This window comes from Nocardia terpenica (genome assembly GCF_013186535.1).
In the GTDB taxonomy this organism is placed as follows: domain Bacteria; phylum Actinomycetota; class Actinomycetes; order Mycobacteriales; family Mycobacteriaceae; genus Nocardia; species Nocardia terpenica.
This window is the reverse complement of record NZ_JABMCZ010000001.1, coordinates 94,438-114,610: the sequence shown is the minus strand read 5'-3', so window position 1 is coordinate 114,610 and position 20,173 is coordinate 94,438. Positions and strand designations below refer to the sequence as shown.

General features: G+C 70.5%; 20 protein-coding genes. 10 read left to right on the top strand and 10 right to left on the bottom strand.

The features are described 5' to 3' along the window. Positions 1–11: 11 nt before the first annotated feature. Positions 12–776 carry an SWIM zinc finger family protein gene (locus tag HPY32_RS00560; protein WP_067581951.1) on the bottom strand — a complete coding sequence of 255 codons (765 nt, stop codon included), beginning with the start codon at positions 774–776 and terminating at the stop codon, positions 12–14. After that, the gene (locus HPY32_RS00555; RefSeq protein ID WP_171982680.1) at positions 773–3,745 is read right to left on the bottom strand and encodes a DEAD/DEAH box helicase; all 2,973 of its coding nucleotides are present in this window, start codon (positions 3,743–3,745) and stop codon (positions 773–775) included. Before HPY32_RS00555 ends, HPY32_RS00560 begins: the two co-directional genes overlap by 4 nt. Before the next feature lie 251 nt (positions 3,746–3,996). On the opposite strand from HPY32_RS00555, the gene HPY32_RS00550 reads away from it, so the two are divergent. Next, positions 3,997–4,359: a hypothetical protein gene (locus HPY32_RS00550; protein WP_067585455.1), complete on the top strand. Its 363-nt coding sequence runs from the start codon at positions 3,997–3,999 to the stop codon at positions 4,357–4,359. Between the two features lie 45 nt (positions 4,360–4,404). After that, positions 4,405–5,106, top strand: coding sequence for an HNH endonuclease family protein (locus HPY32_RS00545; protein WP_373686593.1), 702 nt, complete (start codon positions 4,405–4,407; stop codon positions 5,104–5,106). 8 nt (positions 5,107–5,114) lie between these two features. On the opposite strand, the gene HPY32_RS00540 is transcribed toward HPY32_RS00545, so the two are convergent. The 3 genes from HPY32_RS00540 to HPY32_RS00530 all read right to left on the bottom strand — a co-directional run bounded on the left by HPY32_RS00540 (position 5,115) and on the right by HPY32_RS00530 (position 7,958). Next, positions 5,115–5,924: a sulfurtransferase gene (locus HPY32_RS00540; RefSeq protein WP_067585448.1), complete on the bottom strand. Its 810-nt coding sequence runs from the start codon at positions 5,922–5,924 to the stop codon at positions 5,115–5,117. A gap of 58 nt (positions 5,925–5,982) precedes the next feature. Beyond that, entirely contained in the window at positions 5,983–7,182 is a 1,200-nt protein-coding gene (locus HPY32_RS00535) for a benzoate/H(+) symporter BenE family transporter (protein WP_067581946.1), read from the bottom strand. Positions 7,183–7,400: 218 nt separating this feature from the next. After that, positions 7,401–7,958, bottom strand: coding sequence for an Lrp/AsnC family transcriptional regulator (locus HPY32_RS00530; protein ID WP_067581944.1), 558 nt, complete (start codon positions 7,956–7,958; stop codon positions 7,401–7,403). Positions 7,959–8,123: 165 nt separating this feature from the next. Here HPY32_RS00530 and pdhA point away from each other — a divergent pair, with 165 nt between their 5' ends. Genes pdhA through HPY32_RS00515 form a run of 3 tightly spaced genes read left to right on the top strand, consistent with a single transcriptional unit; the run spans position 8,124 to position 11,627 of the window. Further along, on the top strand, positions 8,124–9,203 hold the full coding sequence (gene pdhA, locus HPY32_RS00525; protein ID WP_067585445.1) for a pyruvate dehydrogenase (acetyl-transferring) E1 component subunit alpha: 1,080 nt from the start codon (positions 8,124–8,126) through the stop codon (positions 9,201–9,203). Further along, on the top strand, positions 9,200–10,180 hold the full coding sequence (locus tag HPY32_RS00520) for an alpha-ketoacid dehydrogenase subunit beta (RefSeq protein ID WP_067581942.1): 981 nt from the start codon (positions 9,200–9,202) through the stop codon (positions 10,178–10,180). The genes pdhA and HPY32_RS00520 overlap by 4 nt, the downstream gene beginning before the upstream one ends. A gap of 25 nt (positions 10,181–10,205) precedes the next feature. Then, on the top strand, positions 10,206–11,627 hold the full coding sequence (locus HPY32_RS00515; protein ID WP_067585442.1) for a dihydrolipoamide acetyltransferase family protein: 1,422 nt from the start codon (positions 10,206–10,208) through the stop codon (positions 11,625–11,627). Between the two features lie 55 nt (positions 11,628–11,682). On the opposite strand, the gene HPY32_RS00510 is transcribed toward HPY32_RS00515, so the two are convergent. Continuing rightward, on the bottom strand, positions 11,683–12,093 hold the full coding sequence (locus HPY32_RS00510) for an acyl-CoA thioesterase (RefSeq protein ID WP_067585440.1): 411 nt from the start codon (positions 12,091–12,093) through the stop codon (positions 11,683–11,685). 293 nt (positions 12,094–12,386) lie between these two features. On the opposite strand from HPY32_RS00510, the gene HPY32_RS00505 reads away from it, so the two are divergent. The 4 genes from HPY32_RS00505 to HPY32_RS00490 all read left to right on the top strand — a co-directional run bounded on the left by HPY32_RS00505 (position 12,387) and on the right by HPY32_RS00490 (position 15,590). Next, a complete protein-coding gene (locus HPY32_RS00505; protein WP_067585437.1) occupies positions 12,387–13,547 on the top strand; it encodes an MFS transporter in 1,161 nt (386 codons plus the stop codon). A 32-nt stretch (positions 13,548–13,579) separates the two neighbouring features. Next, positions 13,580–14,155 carry a TetR/AcrR family transcriptional regulator gene (locus tag HPY32_RS00500; protein ID WP_067581939.1) on the top strand — a complete coding sequence of 192 codons (576 nt, stop codon included), beginning with the start codon at positions 13,580–13,582 and terminating at the stop codon, positions 14,153–14,155. Between the two features lie 72 nt (positions 14,156–14,227). After that, entirely contained in the window at positions 14,228–14,956 is a 729-nt protein-coding gene (locus tag HPY32_RS00495) for an SDR family NAD(P)-dependent oxidoreductase (protein WP_067581933.1), read from the top strand. Positions 14,957–15,080: 124 nt separating this feature from the next. After that, positions 15,081–15,590, top strand: a complete 510-nt coding sequence (locus HPY32_RS00490) for a MarR family winged helix-turn-helix transcriptional regulator (protein ID WP_171982679.1) — start codon at positions 15,081–15,083, stop codon at positions 15,588–15,590. A 9-nt stretch (positions 15,591–15,599) separates the two neighbouring features. Here HPY32_RS00490 and HPY32_RS00485 read toward each other — a convergent pair whose 3' ends face one another. Beyond that, positions 15,600–15,905, bottom strand: a complete 306-nt coding sequence (locus tag HPY32_RS00485) for a hypothetical protein (protein ID WP_067581930.1) — start codon at positions 15,903–15,905, stop codon at positions 15,600–15,602. A 153-nt stretch (positions 15,906–16,058) separates the two neighbouring features. Here HPY32_RS00485 and HPY32_RS00480 point away from each other — a divergent pair, with 153 nt between their 5' ends. Then, positions 16,059–17,204, top strand: a complete 1,146-nt coding sequence (locus tag HPY32_RS00480) for a lactonase family protein (protein WP_197696387.1) — start codon at positions 16,059–16,061, stop codon at positions 17,202–17,204. Between the two features lie 10 nt (positions 17,205–17,214). Here HPY32_RS00480 and HPY32_RS00475 read toward each other — a convergent pair whose 3' ends face one another. From HPY32_RS00475 to HPY32_RS00465, 3 genes are read right to left on the bottom strand one after another with little or no spacing between them, the layout of a single operon-like run. Next, entirely contained in the window at positions 17,215–18,624 is a 1,410-nt protein-coding gene (locus HPY32_RS00475) for an NAD(P)(+) transhydrogenase (Re/Si-specific) subunit beta (RefSeq protein ID WP_067581928.1), read from the bottom strand. 3 nt (positions 18,625–18,627) lie between these two features. Further along, positions 18,628–18,960 (bottom strand): NAD(P) transhydrogenase subunit alpha part 2, encoded by a 333-nt coding sequence (locus HPY32_RS00470; protein WP_067581926.1) that lies wholly within the window; start codon positions 18,958–18,960, stop codon positions 18,628–18,630. Continuing rightward, positions 18,960–20,054 carry a Re/Si-specific NAD(P)(+) transhydrogenase subunit alpha gene (locus tag HPY32_RS00465; RefSeq protein WP_067581924.1) on the bottom strand — a complete coding sequence of 365 codons (1,095 nt, stop codon included), beginning with the start codon at positions 20,052–20,054 and terminating at the stop codon, positions 18,960–18,962. Before HPY32_RS00465 ends, HPY32_RS00470 begins: the two co-directional genes overlap by 1 nt. Positions 20,055–20,173 lie beyond the last annotated feature (119 nt).

Genomic DNA, 20,173 nt, shown 5'->3' with positions numbered 1-20,173 from the left:
GTAATCGCCGCCTAGCGGTCCAGGCTCCGGTAGAGGCGGCGCAGGGCGCGCAGCCCGGCCTCGGCGGTGGGCTCGTCCTCGGCGGTCATGCGCAGGGCCTGTCGCAGCGGGATCGGGTCCAGATCGTCGAGTGCGGCCCGGAAGTCGGGGGCGGGCAGGGCGGGCAGCGTGATCGTCTCGCCGTAGAGGTCGTCGGCGACCGTGGGGCCGCCGCTCTGCACGCCGCCGATGAGGGTGTCCAGGTCCAGCCCGCGCAGCGTGAGCATGACCGTGGGCTCCTCGTCCAGGCGTTCGCCGACGATGTAGCAGACCGCGGCCACGTGCTTGCAGGGCCAGCCGGAATCGGGGCAGGTGCAGCCGAAATCGAGCTCGGCGGCGGTGGTCGGCAGCAGCAGCGGGCCCAGGTCGCGGGCCAGGGTGCCGGAGGCGAGCTGGGCGAGCATGCCCGGGGTGTCGCGGACCAGTTCGATCAGCTCGTCCAGCCGTTCGTCGCGCAGCGTGCGCAGGGTGAGCACCGCGGTGAACGGGCGGGGCTGGCTGCCCTGCACCTCGGCGGTCACCGCGCCGGATTCGATGTGATAGCTGACCACCTGCCCGGAGCGGGCGTAGGTGCGCCCGCGCGCCAACCTCCCGGCGTCGGCGACCCGCTCGACCGCCTCCAGGAACGAGCGGCCCCACCAGGTGCGCGCGAAAGAGCCACGGCGGCTGCGGGGTTCGACGCCGCCGCGGACCGGGATGCGCCTGCCGTACTTGCGGTAATCCTCGGACGGGCTCATTCACCCACCGCCTCGGCGCCCAGCGCGAACAGGTCGCGCAGCTCGTCGGTGCTCAGCTCGGTGATCCAGTTCTCGCCCGCGCCGACCGTCAGATTCGCCAATTCCTGCTTGCCGCCGATCATGTCGTCGATGCGCTCCTCGATGGTGTCGACGCAGACCAGCTTGCGCACCTGCACGTCGCGGCGCTGACCGATGCGGAAGGCGCGGTCGGTGGCCTGGTTCTCCACCGCCGGATTCCACCAGCGGTCCAGGTGCACCACGTGATTGGCGGCCGTGAGGTTCAGGCCGGTGCCACCGGCCTTGAGCGACAACAGCATCAGCGGCGGGCCGCCGGGATCGTCCTGGAACGCGGTCACCATGGCGTCGCGGCCGGTCTTGGACACCCCGCCGTGCAGGAACGGGATCCGGTGGCCGAAGCGCTCGCTCAGATACGGCGCGATCAGCTCGCCGAACTCACGAAATTGGGTGAACAGCAACGCCTTCTCGCCGTCGGCGAGCACCGACTCCAGCACGTCCTCCACCAGCGCCAGCTTGCCGGAGCGATGGCGGCCGCGGCGCAGCACGGACGAGCCGTCGCCGAGGAAGTGCGCGGGATGGTTGCACACCTGCTTGAGGCGGGTCAGCGCGGCCAGCACCGCGCCCTTGCGGGCGATGCCCTCGGAGTTCTTCAGATTGGAAAGCATGTCGTCGACCACCGCCTGATACAGCGCGGCCTGTTCGACGGTGAGGTTGGCGCGCACGGTCATCTCGATCTTGTCGGGCAGATCCGAGATCACCGCCGGATCGGTCTTGACCCGGCGCAGCACGAACGGCGCGGTGATGGCGCGCAGGCGGGTGACGGCGTTCTCGTCGCGCTCGCGTTCGATGGGGACGGCGAAGCGGGAGTGGAAGTCCGCGGGCTTGCCGAGGATGCCGCGCGCGGCGAAGTCCAGGATCGAGCGCAGCTCCTCGAGCCGGTTCTCCACCGGAGTTCCGGTGAGCGCCAGCCGATGTCGCGCCGGGAGCAGCCGCGCGGCCCGAGCCTGGCGGGTTCCGGCGTTCTTGATGTGCTGGGCCTCGTCGAGCACGATCCGCTGCCAGTCCTGGCGCCGGTGCTCCTCGGCGTCGCGGGCGAGCAGCGCGTAGGTGGTGATGACCAGATCCGAATCCGCCACGGCCGCATCGAATTCCGCGCCGGTGCGGCGGGCGGGACCGTGATGGACCAGCACCCGCAGATCGGGCGCGAACCGCTCGGCCTCGCGCTGCCAGTTGCCGACCACCGACATCGGGCACACCAGCAGTGTCGGGCCGGGCCCGGAAACGCTTGCGGCGGTTTCGCGTTCGTGCAGCAGCAGGGCCAGCACCTGCACGGTCTTGCCGAGACCCATGTCGTCGGCGAGGATTCCGCCGCAGCCGAGCCGGTTCATCGTGGCCAGCCAGGCCAGGCCGCGCAGCTGGTACGGGCGCAGCTCGGCCTTCAGCGCCGCGGGCGGGTCGACCCGGTCGGGGGTGCGGGTGGCGGCGAAAAGCTCTGCCGCCCAACCGGTCGCGGTCACCTCCTCCAGCGGCACCCGCTGCACGCCGGAGGCCGCGATCTCGGTGAGCAGCTGGCCCATGGTGCCGACGGTCTCGTCGGTGCGGCCCTGTAGATAGGCGGCGGCCGCGGCCAGCATGCGGTGGTCGGCCTGCACCCACTGGCCGCGCAGCCGCACCAGATCCGATTTCGCCTGCACCAGCCGCGACATCTCGGCGGGGGTGAGCACCGTGTCGCCCAGCGCCAGCTCCCAGCGGTAGGACACCAGGCCGCTGAGGCCCACCGCGGTCTCGGTCGCGGCGGGGCTGGCGACCTGCACCCGCATGGTCGGGGCGACGATGCGCCACGACCGCGGCAGCAGCAGGTGCACGCCCGCCGACCGCAGCGCCTGCGCGCCGTGCGCGACCAGGTCCTGCACGACCTGGGTGGGCAGCAGGAAATCCATGCCGCGGGGGTCGCGCGGCAGGTCGCGCAGCCGCGGATACGCCTGCACCGCCGCGGTGACCTTCTCCCCCGCCAGGCGCACCAGGGCCGGATCGCCGTGGATCGGAACCGGTTGCGGCGCTTCGCCTTCCATGCGCAGGCAGACCTCGAGCGGCCACAGCGCGTCGACCGCGGCCGATTCCCGCGCCGGGTCCTCGTCGTCGGGTTCGGCCAGGCGCAGCACGAGTTCCGGCTCGCCGACGGTGAGGCTGGTGCGCCATTCGTCGAGCGCACCGGCCACCCGATGCGAGCCCGTCTCCAGCGGTTCCTCGGTGACGAGCGCGGTCACCAGGGGGTGCACCGGCTCGCGGCGGTCCGCCGCCCGCGCGGCCTCGGCCACGACGTGGCGCCGCACGATGGGATCCGCCAGTTCCGCCACCAGATTCTCGAGCACCGCGGTCGGCCGCCCCGCGATCCGCAGCGCGGGCGGCATCGCGGCGGCGAGCTCCGCCAGCCAGGCCCGCTGCCGCTGCCCGCCGACCAGCCGCCACCGCACCCACCAGGCCCCGTCCTCGCGCCGCACCTCCGGCACCACCCGCCCCGCCCGCACCCACCGCGCCACCCACCGCGCCACATGCCCGAGATAGCGCAGATCGGCCGCCACCTCGGCATCCGGCAGCGGCGACAACAGCACCTCCGCGGCCTGCACCGGCGCCAGCGCGTGCGCCGGGACCACCACACGCTCCGGCCCGTCCGCCCCGGGGATCAGAACCTCGGCCCGATGCCGAAAACGCGCCGCCCGCAACACATCCCCGAGCGGCCCGGCCAGAGTCGAGCCGACGGTGCCCGCCACAGCACCCTCTCGCCCGCGCACAGCGCCACGATGTGCGACACCAGATTCGCGGCGCGGTACGGCGTCATCCTCGCCGCCGCTGCGGTCGGACGCGGTGGGGACGCTGCGCGGGGGCGTCTCGGCGGCCGGGTGGCGCCACAGCGCCAATCCCGAGCCGGGCGTCCACAATCCGTGCAGCATCCGTCCATCCAAGCAGTCGGCACCGACAGCGCGGAAGCGGGCGGATCCGACCTCGGTGAACTCTGTGTTTGCGCAGGTCACGACGGTATGATGGGAGAGATCGCCGATCACGGCCGAGGCACGGAACCGGCCGGGCATCCGGCGGCGGTACAACCACTCCATTCGCGCAACCGATGACGGTTCGGCTCGCGCATCCGGCGAGCCGGAACCGGGCGCCGTCCGTGCGGCGCACCTCCAGGAGGGCAGTGAACATGACGATTCTGCTTCAGGTCCTCGAGCAGAGCTTCACGCCGACGACGCCGTGGGAACGGCGCAAATTCGCCTTCGTCGACACCACGAAGATCGTCGGCATGCGCTTGGACGGACAATCCGGTGTCTGGCTGGATCTGTCGCGCCCCGGGGAATCGCAGCGACTCGCGCGCACGTTCGACCCGCGGCAGGCCATCATCTTCCTGCTCACCACCTTCGCCAAGATCGCCGAATGCGAGGAACGCGGCGGCTGCTGGCTGATCGGGCACGACGGGGCGCGGATCGAATCCATCGCGGCGACCCGATTCCCGCCCGCCACGGCCGAACTGCCCGCCGACGACCTGCTGGCCCGCGCCTGGCTGTAGGCGCTCCGCCGGAATCTGTCGGTGCCCGCGTGTACACCTGAGGGCGTGCAACGGGGGAAGCGCGGATGGGGTCGGGCGGCACTGGCCGCGGTGGTGCTGGTCGCTGTGCTGCTGGCGGCGGGATGTTCGCTCGGCCCCGGCGGCCCGCCCGCGCCGGGCAGCCCCTCCCGGGCCGAGTTGGAACGGCTACTGGCCGCGGTGCGCATCGTCGATTCCCGGCCGCATCCGGGCGGCTACGAGCGCGGCTGCGGCGCCGATCAGGGCTGTGTCTTCGGCCCGGCCTGGACCGATGTCACCCGCTCCGGCTGCGACGCCCGCAACAGCGTGCTCGCCCGGCAGCTGGCCGAGGTGCGGGTGCGGCCCGACACCGGCGGCTGCGTGGTGGTGGCCGGGGTGCTGCGCGACCCGTACACCGGCAGGCGCATCGAGTTCCGCCGGGCGCAGGCGCGGGAGGTGCAGATCGACCACGTGTATCCGCTGGCCGCCGCGTGGGATATGGGCGCCTCGAACTGGCCGCTGCCGCAACGCGTTCGGTTCGCCAACGACGTCGAGCTGAACCTGCTCGCCGTCGACGGCGCCACCAACGAGGACAAGCGCGACCGCACGCCCGCCGACTGGCTACCGCCCGCGCGGCCCTACCGCTGCTTCTACGCGGGCAAATATCTCACCACCGCAACGCGTTACGACCTGCCCGTCACCCGCGCCGACCGCGACGCCCTCGCCCGGGTCGCCCGCCGCTGCCCGTAAACCGGACCTCAGGCGGTCGCGACCGGACGATCGGGATCGTTCGACCACTGCGACCACGACCCCGGATACAGCGCCGCGTCCACGCCCGCGACGGCCAGCGCCGCGATCTGGTGAGCCGCCGTCACGCCCGAGCCGCAGTACACCGCGACCGGGCCGGAGCCGAGGCCCGCGAAGCGCGCCGACAGGTCCGCGGCGCTCTTGAAAGTGCCGTCGGCCGTGAGGTTTTCGGCCGTGGGGGCGCTGACCGCGCCGGGAATGTGCCCGGCACGCGGGTCGATCGGCTCCACCTCGCCGCGGTAGCGCTCGCCCGCACGGGCATCCAGCAGCAGGCCGTCCCACGCGGCGGCCTCGTCGGCGTCGATGACCGGCATGCCGCCCGGGGTGACGACCACGTCGCCGGGCTCGGGATCGGGCTCGTTGCCGGTGGCCAGCGCGCCGCCCGCCCGCTCCCACGCGGGCAGGCCGCCGTCGAGGATGCGCACGTCCGTGTGGCCCGCCCAGCGCAGCAGCCACCAGGCCCGCGCGGCGGCCAGGCCGCCGTTGGCGTCGTAGATCACCACCGGCTCGCCGGTGCGCAGGCCCCAGCTGCGGGCACATTTCTGCAGGTGCGACGGCTCCGGCAGCGGATGGCGGCCGCGGGCCGGGGACCCCGGCGCGGCCAATTCCGTCTCCATGTCCACGAATACGGCGCCCGGGATGTGACCGTCCAGATAATGCTGCGGACCGTCCGGATCGCCCAGCACCCAGCGCACATCCAGTAGGTGCACGCGGGACTCGCTGTCGGACAGCATCTTCCGAAGATCGTCTGCCGAGATCAATACCGCGGTCAAGCCAGCTCCTCTGCCGGGTCGGTACCGTGACGTGAACACTCCCACCCTACGCAGGCTTGGAAATCGACCGCACCAGCAGGCCCGCGACCAAGGCCCAGAACGCCGCGCCGACGCCCGCGATCGCGATGCCGGAGGCCGAGACCAGGAAGGTGACCGCGCCCGCGAGGCGGTGCTCGGCCGGGCCCAGGGCCGCGGTGAGCGCGGCCGCGAGCGTCGCGATCAGGGCAAGTCCGGCAACGGTTTCCAGCACGCCCTGGGGCGCGGCCGCCACCAGGGTCACCAGCGCGCCGGAGGCCAGCGCCAGCAGCAGGTAGGCGCCGCCGACGGTGAACGCGGCCACCCAGCGCCGCCGCGGCTCGGGATGCGCGGCCGGGGCGGCCGACAGCGCGGCGCTGATCGCCGCCAGATTGATGGCGTGACCGCCCGCCGGGGCGCCGATCACGGTGCCCAGCCCGGTGGTGACCATCGCCGCCCGCCACGGCACCCGATAGCCGAACGAGCTCATCACCGCCGTGCCCGGAATGTTCTGCGCCGCCATCGTGACGATGTACAGCGGCACCGCGATGCCGATCAGCGCCTGCCAACTCCAGTGCGGCACCGTCAGTTCCACGCGGGGCAGCATGGCCGCCGCGTCCACCCGCCGATGCGTGACCGCGATGTCGATCCCCGCGCCGATCGCCGCGGTCGCGAAGGCCGCCAGGATCGACCAGCGCGGTGCGAACCGCTGCAGCGCCAGCCACACCACCAGCACCGGCACCACCACCGCCGGACTGGTGGTGACCGCGTGCGCGGGCGCCAGGCACAGCGGCACCAGCACCCCCGCCAGCATGGCCTGCGCGATCTCGACCGGAATCGCGGCGATCAACCGCCCCAGCCGCTGCCAGAATCCGGTGAGCACGATCAGCCCGCCGGTCACCGCGAACGCCCCCACCGCCGCGGGCCAGCCGCCGGTGAGCGCGCCGGTCCCCGCCAGCAGCGCCGCGCCCGGCGTCGACCACGCCAGCGTGATCGGCATCCGATACCGGTAGCTCAGCAGCACGGTCCCCAGCCCCAGGGTGAGGCACACCGCCAGCAATCCCGAGGCCGCCTGCGCCGGTGTGGCACCCACCTTGCCGAGCCCCGCGAGCACGACCGCGAACGAACTCGTGAACCCGACCAACGCCGCGACGACCCCGGCCCCGATCGGCTGGGCGAGCCCGACCTCCGGGGCGATCGTCGATTTCTCGGACTCGGCGGTAGCGGTCATCGCGCTATCCTCGCGAACCCAGCCAGTCCAGTCACCGGCCAATTCCCAGAAACTGGACTGAATTTCATCCACTCGACGGTCCCGGTGCCCCCGATGGTCCCGGCACGCTCTCCCCAATGGTCCCGGCATGCTCTCCCCGTTGGTCCCGGCACGCTCTCCCCAATGGTCCCGGCATGCTCTCCCCGTTGGTCCCGGCATGCTTTTGGCCGGGACCTCCCTCAGCGCGGGCGAGCCGAAGGCGCGATGCGGGGACGGTCGTAGCGGGAGGATTCCGGGCGGGTGCCGTTCAGACCGGCCAGGCGTTTGAGCAGCGGGGCGGTGCGGGGGCCGACCAGCTGCCGCATCACCAGGGCCATGTTCGTGCGCTCCACGCCCGGAATCTTCAGGATGCGGCCCGCGATGCGGTACAGGTCGTCGGCGTCGCGGGCGACCACCCGCACGGTCAGGTCGGTCGAGCCGGTCATGCCGCACACCTCGGTCACCTCGGGCACCTCGGCCAGCTCGTCCACGACCGAGTCGAGCTTGTGCTGGTCGACCACCACCGCGACGAACGCCGCGAGCGGGTAGCCGAGGGCGCGGGGATCGACGCGGCGTTCGAAGCTGCCGAGCACGCCGCCCGCCTCCCAGCGGGCCAGCCGGGCCTGGACGGTATTGCGGGACAGCCCCAGCCGGGTGGCCAGTTCTACACCGGTGGCACGGGGATTGGCGACCAGTTCCAGTAACAGGCGCGCATCCGTCGCGTCTACTGCGGCACCGACGGGTTCTCCACTGGACATGTAACGCAGTATGACAGCAAACACACCGATCAGAACGCGCATTCTGCGCAGTTGGCGTGTCAATACTTGCGCAAGTCGCCCAGCCGTGGATGCTGTGAGTTACAGCACAATAACTCGTCGCGACGAACGGAGACCCCGCGAAGCGACGCCCAGGAGGCGATGGTGATGGCCGACGAAACCACCTACCCGGTGCAGTTGGTCCAACCCGACGGCCGCCGCGTATTCGATCGCGAGCACGCGGCGCTGATATCCGATGTCGGACCCGACCGGCTGCGAAAACTGTACGAAGACATGGTGGTAGCCCGCCGCATCGACGTGGAGGCGACCGCCCTGCAACGCCAGGGCCAACTGGGCCTGTGGCCGCCCCTGCTCGGGCAGGAGGCGGCGCAGATCGGCTCGGCGCACGCTCTGCACCCGGACGACTACGTGTTCTGCAGTTACCGCGAGGCCGCCGTGGCGTACTGCCGTGGCGTCGACCCCGGGCTCATCACCCGGCTGTGGCGCGGCGTGGCGCACTCGTGCTGGGACCCGGCCGATATCAACATGACCAACCCGGCCATCGTGGTCGGCACGCAGGGCCTGCACGCCACCGGCTATGCCTACGCCGCCCATCTCGACGGCGCGGAGATCGCGGTCATCACCTACTTCGGCGACGGCGCGACCAGCCAGGGCGATATCGCCGAGGCGCTCGGCTTCGCGGCGTCCTGGAGCGCGCCGGTGGTGTTCTTCTGCCAGAACAACCACTGGGCCATCAGCGAACCGGTGCGGGTGCAGAGCGCAACCCCTATCGCCCGCCGGGCCTACGGGTACGGCATCCCGGGCGTGCAGGTCGACGGCAACGACGCGCTCGCGGTGCTGGCGGTCACCCGGCAGGCGGTGGCCCGGGCCCGCTCGGGCGGCGGACCGTCGTTCATCGAGGCCATCACCTACCGGATGGGCCCGCACACCACCGCCGACGACCCCACCCGCTACCGCTCGGCCGCCGAGCTCGAGATGTGGCAGCGCCGCGATCCCCTCGAGCGGATGCGGCGGCTGCTGGAGCGGGAAGACCTGTGGGACGGCGATTTCGAGCGGCGGGTTGCGGCCCGCTCCGACGAGGTGGGCGGCGCGCTGCGCAGCGCCACCATCGCCATGCCCGACCCGGACCCGATGCAACTGTTCGACCACGTCTACGCCGCGCCGCACCCCCTGATCGAGGCGGAGCGCCGGGAGTACGCGGCCTACCTGGAAGGAGTCCGGGCATGATCACCACCTTCGCGGGCGCGATCAATACCGGTCTGCGGCGCGCCCTGGACGACGATCCGCGGGTCCTGCTGATGGGCGAGGACATCGGCCGCCTCGGCGGCGTCTTCCGCGTCACCGACACCCTGCAGAAGGACTTCGGCGACAACCGGGTCGTGGACACCCCGCTGGCCGAATCCGGCATCGTCGGAACGGCTCTCGGCATGGCGCTGCGCGGTTACCGGCCGGTCTGCGAGATCCAGTTCGACGGGTTCGTCTATCCGGCGTTCGATCAGATCGTGTCGCAGGTCGCCAAGATCCACTACCGCACGCAGGGAAAGGTGGTCGCGCCCATCACGATTCGCATCCCGTTCGGCGGCGGCATCGGCTCGGTGGAACATCATTCCGAATCGCCGGAGGCGTATTTCGCGCACACCGCGGGGCTGCGGCTGGTCTCGCCGAGCACGCCGGAGGACGCGTATCTCATGCTCCGGCAGGCGATCGCGCTCGACGACCCGGTCATCTTCTTCGAGCCCAAGCGCCGCTACTGGGACAAGGCCGACGTCGATTTCGATGCGCTGGACGATGATCCGTTCCCGCTGCACCGCGCCCGGGTCCGCCGACCGGGCGAGGACGCCACCGTGGTGGCCTACGGCGGCGTGGTCCGCACCGCGCTCACGGCGGCGGAAATCGCCGCGGGCGAAGGACATTCGCTGGAGGTCATCGATCTGCGCAGCCTGTCGCCGATCGACTTCGACACCATCGAGGAGTCGGTGCGCCGCACCGGTCGGCTGATCGTGGCCCACGAGGCGCCGGTCTTCGCCGGGCTGGGCGCCGAGATCGCCGCCCGCATCACCGAGCGCTGCTTCTACCACCTCGAGGCCCCGGTCCTGCGCGTCGGGGGCTTCGACATTCCCTATCCCCCGGCTAAGCTCGAACGGCACCACCTGCCCGACCCGGACCGCATCCTCGACGCGGTCGATCGAACGCTCGCCGCCTGACCGTCAGCTGCAGACAGAGGTGCTCGTGGAAGACCAGGTTGTGGACAACGACAAGCAGGTGCTGGAGTTCCGGCTCCCCGATCTCGGCGAGGGCCTGACCGATGCCGAACTCGTCTCGTGGGAGGTGGCCGTCGGCGACACCGTCGAACTGAATCAGACCATCGCCGAGGTGGAGACGGCCAAGGCGCAGGTCGCGCTGCCGTGCCCGTTCGCCGGACGGGTGATCGAGCTGCTGGCCCAGCCGGGGGACACGGTGCTGGTGGGCGCGCCGCTCATCCGGGTGCAGACCACCGCCGCCGCGGGGCACCCCGAGCCCGCGCAATCCGTCACGGCCGCACCGCAATCCGAGGACGACGGCACGGAAACCACCGAGCGCCGGTCGGTGCTCGTCGGGTACGGGCCCGATCGTGAGCCGACCTCGCGCCGCATCCGCGCCGTCCCGAAAGACGATGAGCCGCAGAACGATTCGTCGAGCACACCGGCCTATCCGACCATCCCGGCCCGGCCACCGGCCACCCCGGCGGCCCGCAAGCTCGCCCGCGAGCTGGGCATCAATATCGCCTACGTCGCCGGTTCCGGGCCGGGCGGCGCGGTGACCGTCGACGACGTGCGGCACGCCGTCCCGGTGTCCCAGCCGCCCAACCGGATTCGCCCCGACAGCGAGGACGACGAGGCGCCGCGGCAGACCCCGCCGCCGGTGCCGGTCATGCGCCCGGACGGCGGCGTCATCCGACCGCGGCCCACCGAGCGGGAGACCCGGACGCCGATCGGCGGGGTGCGCAAGCGCACGGCCGCGGCCATGGTCGCCAGCGCCCGCGGCATCCCGCAGGCCAGCACGTTCGTCACCACCGACTTCACCGCGTCGATGGAATTACTCGACCATCTACGCAGCACCGACACCTTCGCGGGCCTCACGCTGACCCCGCTGGCGCTGGTGGCCAAGGCGACGCTGGTGGCGCTGGCCGAATTCGCGGACCTGAACTCGTTCTGGGACGACGAGCGGCGCGAGATCGTCACCAAGCACTACGTGAATCTGGGCATCGCCGTCGCCACCGACCGCGGCCTGCTGGTACCCAATATCAAGGAGGCGCAGTCGCTGAGCCTGCGCGATCTGTGCCGGGAGATCGTCTGGCTGGCCGACGTCGCACGCGCCGGCACCGCCACCCCGGCCGATCTGCGCGGTGGCACATTCACCATCAGCAATGTGGGCGTCTTCGGCGTGGATACCGGTGTGCCGCTGGTGAATCCGGGCGAGGGCGCGATCCTGTGCCTGGGCTCGATCCGCAAGCGCCCGTGGGTGTATCGCGACGAACTGGCCGTCCGCTGGGTCACCACCCTCGGCATCAGCTTCGACCACCGCATGATCGACGGCGAACTCGGCGCGCGCTTCCTCTCCACCATCGCCGCGCTACTGGAGGACCCGCTGACCCTGCTCGGGCGCGTCTAGTTTCGCCCTCCACGCACGCGGCACTCCAAGGTCCCGGCATGCTTTTGGCCGGGACCTACGCCGACTGCACAGTCTCGTCCGTCACCAACCCCAGTGCCGCCGTACGAATCACCGCCGGAATATCCACCGGCTTCCGCGTGATCTGATCGACATACACATGCACGAAGCTGCCCGTGGCGGCCAGCTCCAGCCCCGCACCGTCCTCCCGGAACACCGCCAGGTCGTAGGTGATGCTGGAGCGGCCGAGCCGGGCGATGCGCAGGCCCACCCGCAGCCGGTCGGGGAAACTCAGCGACCCGAGGAACCGGCAGGAGGTCTGCGCGACCACGCCGATGGCGGGCAGGTCGCGGATATCGGTTCCGGTGGCGTCCATCAGCCAGCCGTTCACCGCCGTGTCGAAGTACGAGTAGTAGGTCACGTTGTTGACGTGACCGTAGTGGTCGTTGTCGGCCCACCGCGTCGGCATCGGCCAGAGCACCGGATAGTCCTGCTGCGTCGTCACCCGCCCGACAATAATCAGGCGCCGCGGCACCCCGGAATCGGACAGCACCCGCAGCGGACCCCTACGTTCTCAACCCCCGTTTTAAGGGGCGGCACTTGTCGGTGGACCGGCCTAAAATGTGAAGGGAAAGGGGGTGGGAGCCCGAAAGCGGGCTGTATCACAGCCGATTCGGTACCCGGTCAGGTCTCGCCGATGCTGTCGTGGCCTATCGGAAAAACGGGGGGCTGCCGTCCTGCGTGGTCGGTACCGTCGAACCAATGGATGTTTCGACGCTTGCTCCCCCGCTCCGGATCGCACGCGTGGCAGTATTCGCAGTCTTCGGATTCAATGGATTTCTCCTGGCCATGTGGGTCGTGCACATCCCGGTGGTCACGGAGCACACGGGGGTTTCGCACGCGACGCTGGGCATGCTGATCCTGCTCATGGCGGGCGGCAGCATCGTGGGCATGCGCGCGGCCGGGCCGCTGGCCGACCGCTGGGGCAGCCGCACGTTGGTCACGGCGGCGCTGTGCTGGGGTTCGCTGGCGGTCCTGGGCCCCGGGCTCGCCGGTGGGCCCGTGGCGCTCGCGGTGGCGTTGGCGGCCTTCGGTTTCGGCAACGGCGCGCTGGACGTCTCCATGAACGCCCAGGCAGTGCAGGTCGAACGGCAGTACGGCAGGCCGATCATGTCGGCCTTCCACGCGCTGTTCTCCTGCGGCGGACTGGTGGGGTCGCTGGCGGGCGCCGCGGCGATGCGGGCGGGCTTCGACATTCGGATAACGCTCGGCTGCGCCGCCGCGCTCGGCGGTGTGGTGGTCGTCGTGTGCGCGCCGCGATTACTGCCGCGCACCGAATCCCGCACGGCGACAACGACTGTCGAATCACCGCCGACCTCGAGATCGCGCCGGGTGCTGGGGCTCGCCGCCGTCGCGTTCGCGCTGCTGATGGCCGAGGGCGTCGCCAACGACTGGAGCGCGCTGCAGGTGCGCGAACACCTGGGTGTCGCCGATGCCACCGCGGCGCTCGCCTTCGGCGCCTTCTCCACCACCATGACCATCGGCCGGTTCGGCGCCGATCGGGTGAGCGCCCGCTTCGGGCGGGTCGCGGTCGTGCGCTGGGGTTGCCTGCTCGCCGCGGCCGGACTGCTGACGATCATGGCCTCGCCGTGGGTGCCGCTGACCCTGGCCGGATGGGCGCTCATGGGCATCGGCCTGGCCGGGGGCGTACCGCAGATCTTCACCGTCGCAGGCAATCTGGGGTCCGCGACCGCGGCCACCGACATGTCCCGGGTCTTCGGTCTCGGCTACTTCGGGCTGCTGGCCGGGCCGTCGGTGATCGGCTGGCTGTCCAAGCCCACCTCGCTCACCGTGGCGCTGGTCGTCCCCCTCGCCGCGGTGCTGCTGTGCGCGTACTTCGCCAGGGTCGTCGCCGATTCTTGACCCGTAGGTCCATAACGATTACCGTGACGCCCATGGGACGGCCGCGCAGCTTCGACACCGACGAGGTGGTCGACTCTGCCATGGAGGTGTTCTGGACCTACGGCTACGGCAACACCTCTCCCGCCCAGCTTGTCGAGGCCACCGGGCTGGCCAAGGGCAGCCTGTACAACGCCTTCGGCAGCAAGCGCGAACTGTTCGAGCGCGCGCTCGCCCGCTACGACCGGCTCGGGCGCGAGCTGTTCACGGAGGCCCTCGCCCAGCCCGGCACCACCCGCGAGCGCATCGGCGCACTGTTGCGCGCCCTGGTGGATGCCGATCTGGCCCAGCCCATCCGGCGCGGCTGCCTGGTCGTCAATGCGGCCACCGAACTCGCCGGGCACGACGCCGAGCTGATGCGCGCGCTCGGGCGGGCGGAGGAGCACACCATCGAGGTCCTGCGGGAACGCATCGAGCGCGGCCGCCGCGACGGCGACGTGCGCGCCGACATCGACCCGCGCGCCACGGCCGAGTTCCTGACCAACACCATTGCGGGCCTGCGCGTCCTGGCCCGCACCCAGGACGCCGCCACCCTGCACCGCATCATCGACACCACCCTGACCATCCTCTGACCCCGACGACCGCACCCCGCGGTCGTTTTTCGTGCCCACATTTTTGACCCGTAGTTCAAGAAAGGGATACCCATGGATCTCGGACTGTCCGGCAAGACCGCGCTCGTCACCGGCGCCAGCCGCGGCATCGGCCTCGCCGTCGCACAGCTGCTGCACGAGGAGGGGGTGCGCGTGGTCGGCGCGGCCCGCACCGGCTCACCCGAACTCGAGAAGGTCACCGCCGCAACCGTTTCCGCCGACCTCAGCACCGCCGCGGGCGCCAACGCCGCAGTGGAGGCCGCCCTGGCCGAGCTCGGCGGGCTCGACATCCTGATCAACAATGTGGGCGGCGGCGACGTCGAGAAGCTGAGCGTCGGCTCCGTCCTCGACGTCACCGACGAGCAGTGGCAACAGATCTTCGACCTCAACCTGTTCAGCGCGGTCCGGACCAGCCGGGCGGCGCTGCCGAGCCTGATCGAACGCCGCGGCGCGATCGTGAACGTCTCCTCCATCAATTCGCGCTGGCCCTCCCCGGGGACGGCCGCCTACAGCGAGTCCAAGGCGGCGCTCACCCTGTTCGGCAAGCGGCTCAGCGAGGAGTTCGGCCCGCAGGGCGTCCGGACCAATACGGTCTCCCCCGGCGTCGTCGGCACTCCGCTCTGGCGCGATCCGCAGCGCTTCGGCGGCAAGGTCGCCGCCGCGCAGGGCATCTCGCACGACCAACTGATGGCCGCCCTCCCCGAACAGTTCGCCGTCGCCACCGGCCGCATCTCCGAACCCGAAGAGGTCGCCGCGCTGATCGCCTTCCTGGTGTCGGCTTAGGCGGCCAACATCAACGGCTCGGACTTCGTCATCGACGGAGGCACGCTGAAGACGGTCTGATCCCAACAAGTGGAGAACTTCTACGTTTACCTACGGTAAGTAACTTGGCTTGTAGAATGGGTGCATGCCGCATCCTCGTCTGACCACCGCTGCCGATCCCGAGGGGGACGAGCGTCATATCGTGGAGCTGGAGCGGGCCATCAATCGGCTCGCGCACCTGCTGACGCGGGTGCGGCGGCACGATCGGACGATCACCGCGGCGGGGGTGAATGTGGATCGGGCCAACGTGTCGCTGCTGCGCGTGCTCGCCGATACCGACGAGCCGCTGCGGCTCGGCGAGCTCGCGGCGCGGCTCGATGTGGAGGCCCCGCACGTCACCCGGCAGGTGCAGCGGCTGGAGCGCACCGGATTCGTTGCGCGCGTACCCGATCCGGACGATCGGCGCGCGCAGCGGGTGCGCCTGACACCCGCCGGATACGACGTCGTGGACGCCATTCGCGAGGTCATCCACGAGTCGATGCGAGAAGCGCTGGCGGAGTGGACATCCGAGGACCTGCGGCTGCTGGCCACGCTCAATCACCGGATGGTCGACGACTTCTGCGAGCACGCCGAACGCGCGCAGTGCGAGGACTGACCGCCCGCCTCACATCCGGATGGACACGTCCGGCCACGGCGGGCGGCGCAGCACCGCCAGCGTCGCGATGACCGCCGAGAGCAGGCCCGTCAGCACGCCCAGCGTGGCGATGCGGGTGGCGTCGAACGCGGGCTGCCACATCGCGGCGCCGTCGCGGACGACGAAGATGCCCAGCGGCTGCCCGCCGGGCCGCAACAGGCCCCCGGGCCGGGAGACGGTGATGATCGTGGACCCGTCGGCCGTCTCGTGCGGCGCACCGTAGATCATCGCATCACCCGCGGGCACGGGGAGAGCGAAGCGCTCACGAATTGTCATGCCTCAGCGTAGAACACACCCGCGCGGAAACCCCTACCCACTGTTGCGCTATTCGCAATATAAATTGCGCCCCTTGTGAATTGGGTGTGGGGTACGTCATTCTGTCGCGGGGACCACGGACAGGGGCCGTGATCGGACAGGCAGGAGAATCCGGTGCGAAACGGTGAGCTGGACCGGCGGCAATTTCTCGGGGTGCTCGGCGGCGCTCTCGGAGCGGGTGTCGCGGTGACGGTCGGCGTGCCACTGCCCGCGGTGGCGCGGGCGGCGGTCGGCCCCCGCGCCTATCTGGGCTGCTACACCTCCGACGGCGCCGGTGGGCGCGGAATCGGTGTCGCCGTGCGGGATCCGCGCACCGGCGCGCTGACCGTGACGAGCACGATCGACGTGACCGATCCGTCCTTCCTCGCGCCCTCCCCCGACGGCCGCTTCCTGTACGCGGTCGACGAGGGCTCCGGGCCGGGCAGCGTGACCGCCGTGGATCTGCGCCAGGACCCGCCGAAGGTGCTCAATACCGTTGCGGTGCAAGGCAATGCCCCCACCCACCTGTGCGTGACGCCGGACGGCCGCTGGGCGCTGACCGCCAACTACGACTCGGGCAGCGTCAGCGTGCTGCGCATCGCCGCGGACGGATCGCTCGGTGAGGTCACCGATGTGGCCCGGCACAACGGCTCCGGACCCGATCCCGATCGGCAGGCCGGACCGCACGCCCACCAGGTCCTCGTCGATCCCTCGGGCCGGTGGATCCTGGCGGTGGACCTGGGCGTCGACTCCGTGTACGTGTACCGGCTCGCCGACGGGAAGCTGATCCCGCACGACCAGGTCCGGATGGCGGCGGGCAGCGGGCCGCGGCACCTGTGCTTCCATCCCGACGACCGCCGCGCCTACGTCGCCAACGAGCTGGATTCGACGATCACCGTCTGCGAGTGGTTCGCCGACGACGGCATCCTGCGGCCCGTGCAGGCGGTGGCGGCGGACTCGAATACCGGTGGGTCCCGCAATTATCCGTCCGAACCGGTCGTCTCCCGCGACGGCCGGATCCTGTACGTGGCCAACCGCGGGCACGACAATATCGCCACCTTCGGCCTGTTCGACAACCTGCTGGTGCCCCTGGCCACCACCCCGTGCGGCGGGGTGTTCCCGCGCGATCTCACCCTCGATCCCGAGGGCACGCGGCTCTACGCCGCGAACCAGAAATCGAACTCGGTGACCCGGCTGGATCTCGACCCGATGACCGGATTGCCGGGCGCGGCGTCGCCGCCGTTGGATTTCCCCGCCGCCAGCTGCGTGCTGTTCGGGTAGACGCGACGGCCTAGAGCGCCTTGAGCTCCTCGGTCACCGCGCCGACCGACTTCTTCGCGTCGCCGAACAGCATGGAGGTGTGGTCGGCGTAGAACAGCGGATTGTCGATGCCCGCGAAACCGGAGTTCATCGAGCGCTTCAGCACGATCACCGATCTCGCCTGATCGACATTGAGCACCGGCATGCCGTAGATCGGGCTCGACGAGTCCTCGCGGGCCGCCGGGTTGGTGACGTCGTTGGCGCCGATCACCAGGGCGACATCGGTGCGGGCGAATTCGCCGTTGATGTCGTCCATCTCCTTGAGCGCGTCGTAGGAGACCTCGGCCTCGGCCAGCAGCACGTTCATGTGACCGGGCATGCGTCCGGCCACCGGGTGGATGGCGTATTTGACCTCGACACCCTTGGCCTCGAGCAGGCTCGCCATCTCCTTGACCGCGTGCTGGGCCTGGGCGACGGCCATGCCGTAGCCGGGCACGACGATGACCTGGTTGGCGTAGGCCATCTGGATGGCGGCGTCGGCGGCGCTGGTGGCCTTGGCCTGCTTCTGCTCACCGCTGCCCGCGGCGATCGCCCCGCCACCGCCGAAGCCACCGGCGACGATGGCCGGGATGGAGCGGTTCATCGCCTTGGCCATCAGGTTGGTCAGGATGGTGCCGGACGCGCCGACGATCATGCCGGCCACGATCATGGCGGTGTTGTTCAGCGCGAGACCCGCTGCGGCGGCGGACAATCCGGTGAGCGCGTTCAGCAGCGAGATGACCACCGGCATATCGGCGCCGCCGATGGGCAGCACCACCATCAGGCCGAGCACACCGGCGAGCACCAGCAGCAGGAGCATCCACCAGTGCGGCGCACCGTCTTTCGTGGCGCCGATGCCGATCACCACGGCCGCCGCGACCGCGCCCGCGAACAGCAGCAGATTCAGCGGCTGCTGCAACCTACCGACGCCGATCGGGCGGCCGGGCAGGATCTCCTGCAACTTGCCGAACGCGATCAGCGAACCCCAGAACGACACCGAGCCGATGATCGCCGCGAACAGCGACCCGACCACGATATGCACCGACGGCTGCTCGGTGATCCGCGAAAACCCTTGCGTATTCAGGAATTCCGACCACGAGATGAGCGCGACCGTGCCGCCGCCCACGCCGTTGAACGCCGCCACCAGCTGCGGCATCGCCGTCATCTTGGTGAAGCGGGCGGGCGGAATGCCCAGCGCCACACCGACGATCAGACCGGCGACGATCAGAATCCAGTTGGATGTGTGCCGGACGGAGATGAAGGTCGCGACGACCGCGATGGCCATGCCGACCGCGGCGATCTGGTTGCCGCGCACCGCCGTCTTCGGCCCGGTCAGGCCCATCAGACCGTAGATGAACAGCGCGAACGCGACGACATAGAGAACGTTGACGAGATTGTCCATGGCTCACTTACCCGCCTTCTCCGAGTCGGCGGCGGCTGCTCCGGTGGGCTTCTTGGTCTTGAACATGCCGAGCATCCGGTCGGTCACCACGAATCCGCCGATGACATTGAGGGTTCCGAACACCACGGCGACGAACAGGATGATCTGGATCGCGACGGACGGATGCTGCACCCGGCCCAGCACCACCAGCGCGCCGAGCACCACGATGCCGTGAATGGCGTTGGTGCCCGACATCAGCGGCGTGTGCAGGGTGTTGGGCACCTTGGAGATGACGGCGAAGCCGACGAACCCGGACAGCACCAGAATCGCGATATTGGCCAGCAGTTCGGTGTACATCAGCTCTGCTCCTCACGGGTGACGCAGGAATCGGCCAGCACCTGATCGTCGAAGTCCGGCTCGAGCTTGCCGTCGACGAGCATCAATTCCAGCAGGGCCGCAATGTTTTTCGAGTACAGCTCGCTGGCGTGCTCGGGCATGGTGGCGGGCAGGTTGAGCGGCGAGGCGATGGTGACGTCGTGGCGCACCACGACCTTGCCGGGCTCGGTCAGTTCGCAGTTGCCGCCCGTCTCACCGGCCAGGTCCACGATCACGCTGCCGGGCCGCATGCCCTCCACCGCCGCGGCGGTCACCAGGCGCGGCGCCGGGCGGCCCGGCACCAGCGCGGTGGTGATCACCACGTCGAAGCCCTTGATGGCATCCTCCAGAGCCTGTTGCTGGCGGGCCTTCTCGTCGTCGGTGAGCTCGCGCGCGTAGCCGCCCTCACCGGCGGCGTCGATGCCCAGATCCAGCCACTGCGCGCCCACCGAGCGCACCTGATCGGCCACCTCGGGCCGCACGTCGTAGCCGGTGGTGCGGCCGCCGAGCCGCTTGGCGGTGGCCAGCGCCTGCAGGCCCGCGACGCCGACGCCGAGCACCAGCACGGTGGCCGGTTTCACGGTTCCGGCCGCGGTGGTCAGCATCGGGAAGAAGCGGGTGGATTCCTGGGCGGCCAGCAGCACCGCCTTGTACCCGGCGACATTGGCCTGTGAGGACAGCGCGTCCATCACCTGCGCCCGGGAGATGCGCGGAATCGCCTCCACCGCAAAGGCTTGCACGCCCGCGGCCTTCAGCGCGCCGATCTTGTTGTCCGCGTTGCGCGGCGCCAGGAAGCCGATGAGCGTCTGCCCCGCGGATAACTTCGCGATCTCGGCGTCGTTGGGCGGGACGACCTTCACCACCACGTCGGCCGACCACGGGTCGCCGATCGTCGCGCCGGCGTCCACGTAGGCATCGTCCGGGATGAGCGCGCCCGCTCCGGCGCCGGCCTCGACGACGACCTGGACGCCCTGCTTGGACAGGCTGGGAACGATCTTCGGCACCAACGCGACGCGGCGCTCCTCCGGGGTGGTCTCCCGGACGACACCGATCCGTGTGCCGTGCGTTGTCTCCAATGGTCAACTTCCTAACTCGTCACGGTAGCTGGCCCCACGGTCCGGAGCGGACCGGTGCGGTACGGTCCAGAGTTCGAGAACTTACTTGCAAGTAGGTTTCGCAAACTGTACCCGGCCCG